This window comes from Chitinophaga sp., assembly GCF_036566945.1.
GTDB lineage: Bacteria > Bacteroidota > Bacteroidia > Chitinophagales > Chitinophagaceae > Chitinophaga.
The window spans coordinates 20,476-27,554 of sequence record NZ_DATCVJ010001018.1; the positions used below are offsets into that span (position 1 = coordinate 20,476).

The following is a 7,079-nucleotide window of genomic DNA, read 5'->3' on the forward strand; positions in this document are numbered from 1 at the left end:
ACTAGCAATTACTCTTTTGAAAAGCGATTTACAAAGGCTAAAAGAATTACTGGCATCTGATCAACGATCTGATGAAGAGGAGCGATGGTTGCTGCACTACCTGGAAACCACCGATACGGCGGAGTTGCGGGAATTGCTGGCAGCACAATACCAGGACGATGTTGCAGCAGGTGTCAGCATAGCAGATACAACTTCCCGTCAACTATGGGATCAGATACGTATGCGGGTATACGAAAATAATCTTCCTGCATCCATGATCCCCATGAAACGCCGTGGCAGGGTACTTTGGTGGGCTGCGGCAGCCATACTGCTGTTGGCGGGAAGCTTTTATTACTGGTATCCGCGTAAAGTCAGCTATCTGGCCGCCGCTGTCATCACACCGGGGAGCCGGAAAGCAGTACTCACACTGGCAGATGGAAAAACAATGCAGCTCAGTGATACCGCTACCCAGGTGATCCGGCAGCATATCAGGCAGGATAAGGGAGAGCTGCAATACACCGCGGAAAATGCCGGGAGTACAGTGGGGTATAATCTGCTCACTACCCCACGTGGTGGCGAGTTCCAGATCTCCCTGCCAGACGGCAGCAAGGTGTGGTTGAATGCCGCTTCTTCCTTAAAATATCCGACCCGCTTTAATGGAAACAGGATCGTAACACTAACCGGACAAGCCTATTTCGAAATTGCAGAAAATGCCAGTCAGCCTTTTATAGTAAAAGTAAACGAACTGGAAGTGCAAGTGCTGGGTACCAGCTTCGATATTATGGCCTATCCGGACGAAGCCGTTGTGAATACCACCTTATTGACCGGAGCCGTGATCGTGAAAAATCAACTTGCCGAAAAGAAATTGCAACCCGGACAGCAGACAGTATTAAATACCGCCACCGGTACCATGGTGGTACAAGCAGCAGACATTGAAAAAGTACTGGGCTGGAAAAATGGATTATTTGATCTGGAAGATACCGACCTGCCCACCTTATTGCGCCAGCTATCCCGGTGGTATGATGTTGATATCATTGACCTGTCGGAAAAGCCTGCCAATAAACGTTTTGGAGGAAGGGTAGGGAGAGATATGAATTTAACCGATGTACTTAAAATATTGGAACAATATGACGTTCACTGTAGAATCGAAGGAAGAACACTGACGGTATTGCCGGAGAAATAATTGTATAACATTCATATGAAAGGGAAGTAAAAACAATCCGGCCCCGCCGGAAAGCAACCACTATGCCCATACTGTAACAAAACCAAATCAGTAACAGTTCCGGATCAAAACCACCGGAAAATGTAGGATGACGAATAAATAAACAATTACTTTTTTATCACCCAATTCCACTAATGTATGAAGCTTTATGTTAAAATCAACCCTCCGGAGTTCCCGGAGCCGGACTCCCGTACGCCATCTCATGGGTATAAAATTCCGGACAAAATATTTTCCGTTATGAAAATGATGACCTTTCTGTTGCTGGTCACCCTGCTCCAGGTATCTGCCCAGGCGGCCGCACAAACCATCACATTGACCGCCAAAAATGAATCACTTACATCCGTTTTGAAAAAGATCGCCAAACAGGCGGGCATCTATGTGGTATACGAAGAAAGTGAAGTGCAAAATATTGCACCTGTTACCCTCGACATAAAAGCAGTGACGCTGAAAGAGGCGCTGGATATTTGCTTCAAAAATCAGCCGCTGATATATGATGTCATGAATAAAACAGTGGTGGTGAAAAAGAAAAAAGAAGCTCCCCGTGAACAGCTGGCCACAACATCCCAGCAACCCCGCTCTGTGAGAATACTGGGCCGCGTATTGGAAGCGAAAGACCCCCCCGCACCATTGTTGGGCGCTAATGTCACCATCAAAGGGTCGTCCAAATCTGTAGCTACGGACGCCGACGGCGTTTTCCAGATCTACGTACCTAAGGAAAGTGTGTTGATCATCTCCATGGTGGGCTATAAAAAACAGGAATACCTGGTGCGGGAAGAACAGGCTAACCTGATCGTATCCCTGCACGAGGATCTGAAAGTACTGGACCAGGTGGTTGTGACAGGTTTTGGTAGCCAGAAGGTAAAAAATATAGCCAGCTCCGTTAGTACAGTGAACATGGGCAATGTGAAAAATAAACCGGTGGTGCAATTGTCGCAGGCCTTGCAGGGCGGAGCTACCGGCATACAGGTATCTCAAACAACCGGTTTAGTAGGCAGCGACCAGGCTAATATACGGATCAGGGGCGTAGGCACTTTACTTAACGCCGCGCCATTGGTAATTGTAGACGGAGTTCCGTTTGATATGAATAACTTAGATCCCAACACCGTAGAAAGCATCACCGTTTTAAAAGATGCTGCATCCGCTTCGATGTACGGTGCGAGAGGTGGCAACGGTGTGATTATCATCACCACAAAAAGAGGCGTGGCAGGCGTGCCCAGTATGGAGTACAACGGGTTTTATGGTATGCAGCGGCCTCAATACATGCCCGATTTTGTGGATGCCGCTACCTGGATGCGGATGAACAATGAAGCAATGACCAATTCCGGCGGTAACCCTATTTACTCCGACGCCGACATTGCCGCTACAAAAGATGGCAGCGATCCGGTAAAATATCCCAACACCAACTGGCCCGATTTAGTGTTGCGGAAATCTATTCCTATTCAACAGCATTCGATACAGGTATCCGGTGGAAATACCGCCGCACGATTTGCACTTTCCCTCAATCAAACTACACAAAAAGGACATGTACGTAATTCAGATTATGGCAGAACAACACTCCGCGCAAATACCACCGTGGACCTGCTGAAAAACTTTTTTATCTACATGGATATTTTCGCCTCACGTACCAGCCAAAATCAACCCTACGCCAGTAACCGTCTCACTACAGATATTTACCGGCGGATGTATACGGTGCCTCCAAATATTAATTCCAAATATCCGGATAAGGCAGAAAATCCAGGTTATACCTATTACGGGATCTATGGAGAAAGCTGGAATCCCGTGGCCATGCTGGAAAAAGGCGGATCACTGAATAAAACGAGGGATGAAGCGCTGATCAATATCCGTCCGCAGTGGAATATATTGCCAGGCTTAAGTTTAAAAGGACAAGCCAGTTACCGCGTAGCTTCCGGCCTCGATAAAGCCGATCAGGAATCATACATTTTCTTTGACTATTTCACCAACCGCACGGCAGGTGTTAATTACCCAACGGTGAAAACAGCCACGCTCACCGCCAGAGAAAACTACATCTACCTCGGTGGTAATCTTGATTATACACGCACCTTTGGTAAACATGATGTAAATGCCATTGCAGGATATACACAGGAATTAAGGACCTACGAATCCTGGAAAGATGTAGCCCTGAGATCCCTGTTTGCCAAAGCATTCTATACATACGATAACCGCTTTCTGTTGGAAGCTGGCCTCAGAAGAGATGGCTCTTCTCTCTTTTCCACGGGTAAAAAATGGGGCATCTTTCCTTCTGTCGCCGCAGGCTGGAATATAGACCAGGAAGCCTTCTTCAAATCTAAAGTCATCAATAGCTGGAAAATCAGAGGCTCCTATGGCGTGCTGGGAAATAATGCCATTGATCCCTATCTGTATCAAACCACTATTGACGGCAATAATGGTACAGAAACCGTGATCGGTAATCCGGATGTTACCTGGGAAAAAGTGAATGAAACGAATATTGGTACCGATATCAGTCTGAGAAACGGATTGAGCATGACTGCCGAATGGTATAATAAAATCACGACCGATATGATCATCACGCCGCAGCCTAACTATACCTCCGGTATAGGCATCGGCACCGGTAATAGTGGCGCCCCTGTTAACGTAGGCAGTGCCAGGAACAGGGGAGCAGAAGTGAAAATATCCTATGTGAAAGCGCTGTCGAAAGATTTTTCTTTTAACGTAAGCGTAGGCTATTCCAAAAATAAAAGTGAAGTGCTGAAACTGGTAGGCAACGACCAGCCTATCATTAGCGGCAATACTATTTTGTATGTAGGCGGCGCGCTGAAAGAATACTATGGATATGCTACCCAGGGCTTATTGCAGGAGAAAGATATGGCAGATGCAAAAGTCATGAAGATCAGCGGACAGGCAGCAGGGGATATTCATTTCCTCAACAGTAATGGCGATAGCTTGATTAATAATCTCGATAGAATCCCGCTGGGAAGTACAGAACCTACCGATGTGTTTTTTGGTACGCTCGGTTTCCGCTATAAAGGTTTCGATTTTGAAACACTGTTATCCGGTGAATCCGGCACGCCGCTTTTCTATACCGGCTTAATGGCCATTCCATTGAATATAGGCGGTGAAAGTGGTACCCCGCAAAAGTCGCAGCTCAATTACTGGACGCCGGATAATCCTAATGCAGAACGCCCACGACTCACGCCCACGCCGGGAACCAATGGCAATTTCTCCAACTTCTTCCAGTTGAACGGACGTTTTTTAAGAGTGCGCTATATCCAGATAGGTTATGCTTTACCTGCAAACGTTTGCGCCAGGATAAGAGCCAAAAATCTGCGGGTTTATGCGAATGCACAAAACGTGTTCACCTTTTCAAATGTAAAAATGATAGACCCGGAAAGTGGGGGCGATCAAACCACAGTGCCACTCCTGAAAACATTTACACTGGGTTTAAATCTTAGATTCTAAAATACAGGGAAATGAAAAAAATAGCCATCAATATCGTCAGCGTATTTTTATTGACAACACTCCTGTTTAGCTGCAATAAATCATTTCTGGAAAGGGATAGTCCCACCGCTACCACGGATGCCAAATGGTGGCGGCTGGAGTCGGACCTGTATAATTACCTGGAAGTGATCTACAACAACCAGATCTCTCCGGGTGCATTAATCACCTCTTCGTCGTACCAGGCGAACTGTCGTATGCACATGTCGGGTACCACAGATGAGTCGGTGTTCCGGGCCAATTTTGGCAGCTGGAATTCTTTTCCACTGGGAGCGGTGACGGCCACCGATGGTTATCTGTCGGACCTGTACCGACAGAACTATAAAGATATCCGGAATGCCTCCAGGATACTGGAAAACTATTCGAAAATTTACATGGAAAATCCCGTAGTGAAAGAGCAACGGGCCGCGGAAGCCCGCGCACTCAGAGCCAGGGCACACCTCACACTGTTCCTGTTGTTTGGCCCGGTACCTATTGTAGATACCAGCATTTCACCGGCCGACCAGCAGGCCATCCCTCGTAATAGTACAGAAGAAGTAGTGAATTTTATTGCCACAGAACTGGATAAGGCAGCAGACATTTTGCCTGCTACCTATCCTACCAGCGATGCCTACAGAATAACCAAGGGCGCCTGTTATGCCATGCAGGTACAGCTGTACCTGTCGATAAAAAATTATGAAAAAGTGATCAGCTATGCGCGTAAACTAATTGATCTCAAAGTGTATGACCTGCATTACGCCAGCACCACGGGGGTGAACAGCTACGCACAATTATTTAGCTATGACGCACTGGAAAACAAAGAACGAATCCTCTTCCGCAGAACCGGCAATTCCGGCGCTTTCTTCCGGCTGGCACCTAAAAGTTTATCCGGGCAGGCTGCCAATGGGCCTACCGCTGCCATGGTGAATTCTTATGAAACATTGCAGGGCAAAACATTACAGGAACTCGGCGACGACAGTCTGCAGCTGTATTGGAAAGATCCTATGTATAAAAATAACCGCGATCCCCGGCTGGCAGCCAGCGTATTGTTCCCCGGACAAACATTTGTGAATCGCCTCTTGGATCCGTTCACCGCCGGATCTGTTGACCAGATCGGCGCGGCGCAGTCTACACAAACAGGCTTCTGGGTAAAGAAATACCTCGACGCCAGAGACGTTTCCCGTAACAACAGTGGTACCCTCAACTTCATGGTGATCCGCTATGCAGAAATTCTGCTCAGTTACGTAGAAGCCCTGGTGGAATCCGGCGATTGGCAGAACGCCGATGTACTCATCTACCTGAATAAAATAAGAAACAGGGCAGGGATGCCAAATGTAGATATCACCGTATATAACACCCCGGAGAAAATGCGTACCCTATACCGCCGGGAAAGGAAAGTAGAACTGGCATTTGAAGGTACCCGGTTATTTGATATCAGAAGATGGAAGATAGGAGAGGAGGTAATGACCGGCCCGGCACAAGGCGCGATCAATCCTGGTACCGGTAAGCCTGTGATTGTGGAAACACGGGTATTCAACGCTGCAAGAGATTATCTGTGGCCAATTCCGTTAACTGAAATCAACGGCAATACCGCCATGAAACAAAATCCTAACTGGTAAATGAATGCGACTGGTAATTGGAATAAAGAAAGGGACCGTCTTGTAAGGCGGTCCCTTTTATTTAGGACTGTTTTAAATCCATGCCCGGGTCAATACAGCTGCTATTAGCGGCTTTTCTTTGCAAATACCCGCAACCTTCCTATCTTAACAGCTATCAAATATTTTACGTTGGCAGTCTTTAGTGATTTAACAAATAAAATGATCGCCTTCGCGGCAGCAGGTCCGGGTTTTAATATGGATGAAAGCATCGATTGGGCGATAGAACAGCTGCAGCTGGGGCATGAAACGCCTCATTTACTAATGTTGGCAGGGATGTCCAAACCAGTTAATTATTTTGAAACAGCGCCTTATTTGGCGAAGGCATTGGAAGAATTACACCTGGAAGAAAAAAGAGGAGAAGAGGCGATTGTCAGTTTTTGTGGCTATCACATTAAAAAGATAGCACGAGGACAAGATGTGTTCAGAAATTTAACGCAGTTATATCCTTATTACTATCAATTTGACATGGACGACCTGATACATGATTTCGTTTATCTTTATTGGGCCTGGACAGATCTGGATTATGACGGTGGACAGTATTACCTGCCGGGCGCTACAGCAGACAATATACAGGGGTTAGTGGTGGAAAGAGCGGTACTTTGGTTGGCAGAAAATCAGTGAAGATTTATGTATTCTCCAACCGGTAAGTTTTCACCGGTTTCTTTTGCTATCACAAACTTTCGCCACTCACCGGGAGCATCCCATTCTCCTGTTCCCGATATTTTATTTTCCGTAAAGCCGTCAATGATTACACCATCAGTACCCAG

4 protein-coding genes are annotated in these 7,079 nt (G+C 46.6%); all 4 read left to right on the plus strand.

The genetic code is table 11. The features are described 5' to 3' along the window. The first annotated feature begins 16 nt into the window (after positions 1-16). The 4 genes from VIP81_RS30595 to VIP81_RS30610 all read left to right on the plus strand — a co-directional run bounded on the left by VIP81_RS30595 (position 17) and on the right by VIP81_RS30610 (position 6,933). Complete coding sequence (locus tag VIP81_RS30595; protein WP_331970922.1) at positions 17-1,162, plus strand: FecR family protein; 1,146 nt, start codon at positions 17-19, stop codon at positions 1,160-1,162. Positions 1,163-1,339: 177 nt separating this feature from the next. Continuing rightward, complete coding sequence (locus VIP81_RS30600; protein ID WP_331970925.1) at positions 1,340-4,639, plus strand: TonB-dependent receptor; 3,300 nt, start codon at positions 1,340-1,342, stop codon at positions 4,637-4,639. Between the two features lie 11 nt (positions 4,640-4,650). After that, positions 4,651-6,273: a RagB/SusD family nutrient uptake outer membrane protein gene (locus tag VIP81_RS30605; protein WP_331970928.1), complete on the plus strand. Its 1,623-nt coding sequence runs from the start codon at positions 4,651-4,653 to the stop codon at positions 6,271-6,273. A gap of 198 nt (positions 6,274-6,471) precedes the next feature. After that, entirely contained in the window at positions 6,472-6,933 is a 462-nt protein-coding gene (locus tag VIP81_RS30610) for a hypothetical protein (RefSeq protein ID WP_331970931.1), read from the plus strand. Positions 6,934-7,079: the final 146 nt, after the last annotated feature.

Coding starts and splice junctions, on each gene's coding strand:
- VIP81_RS30600 (WP_331970925.1), top strand. CDS start 1,340: ATGAAGCTTTATGTTAAAATCAACCCTCCGGAGTTCCCGGAGCCGGAC.
- VIP81_RS30605 (WP_331970928.1), top strand. CDS start 4,651: ATGAAAAAAATAGCCATCAATATCGTCAGCGTATTTTTATTGACAACA.
- VIP81_RS30610 (WP_331970931.1), top strand. CDS start 6,472: ATGATCGCCTTCGCGGCAGCAGGTCCGGGTTTTAATATGGATGAAAGC.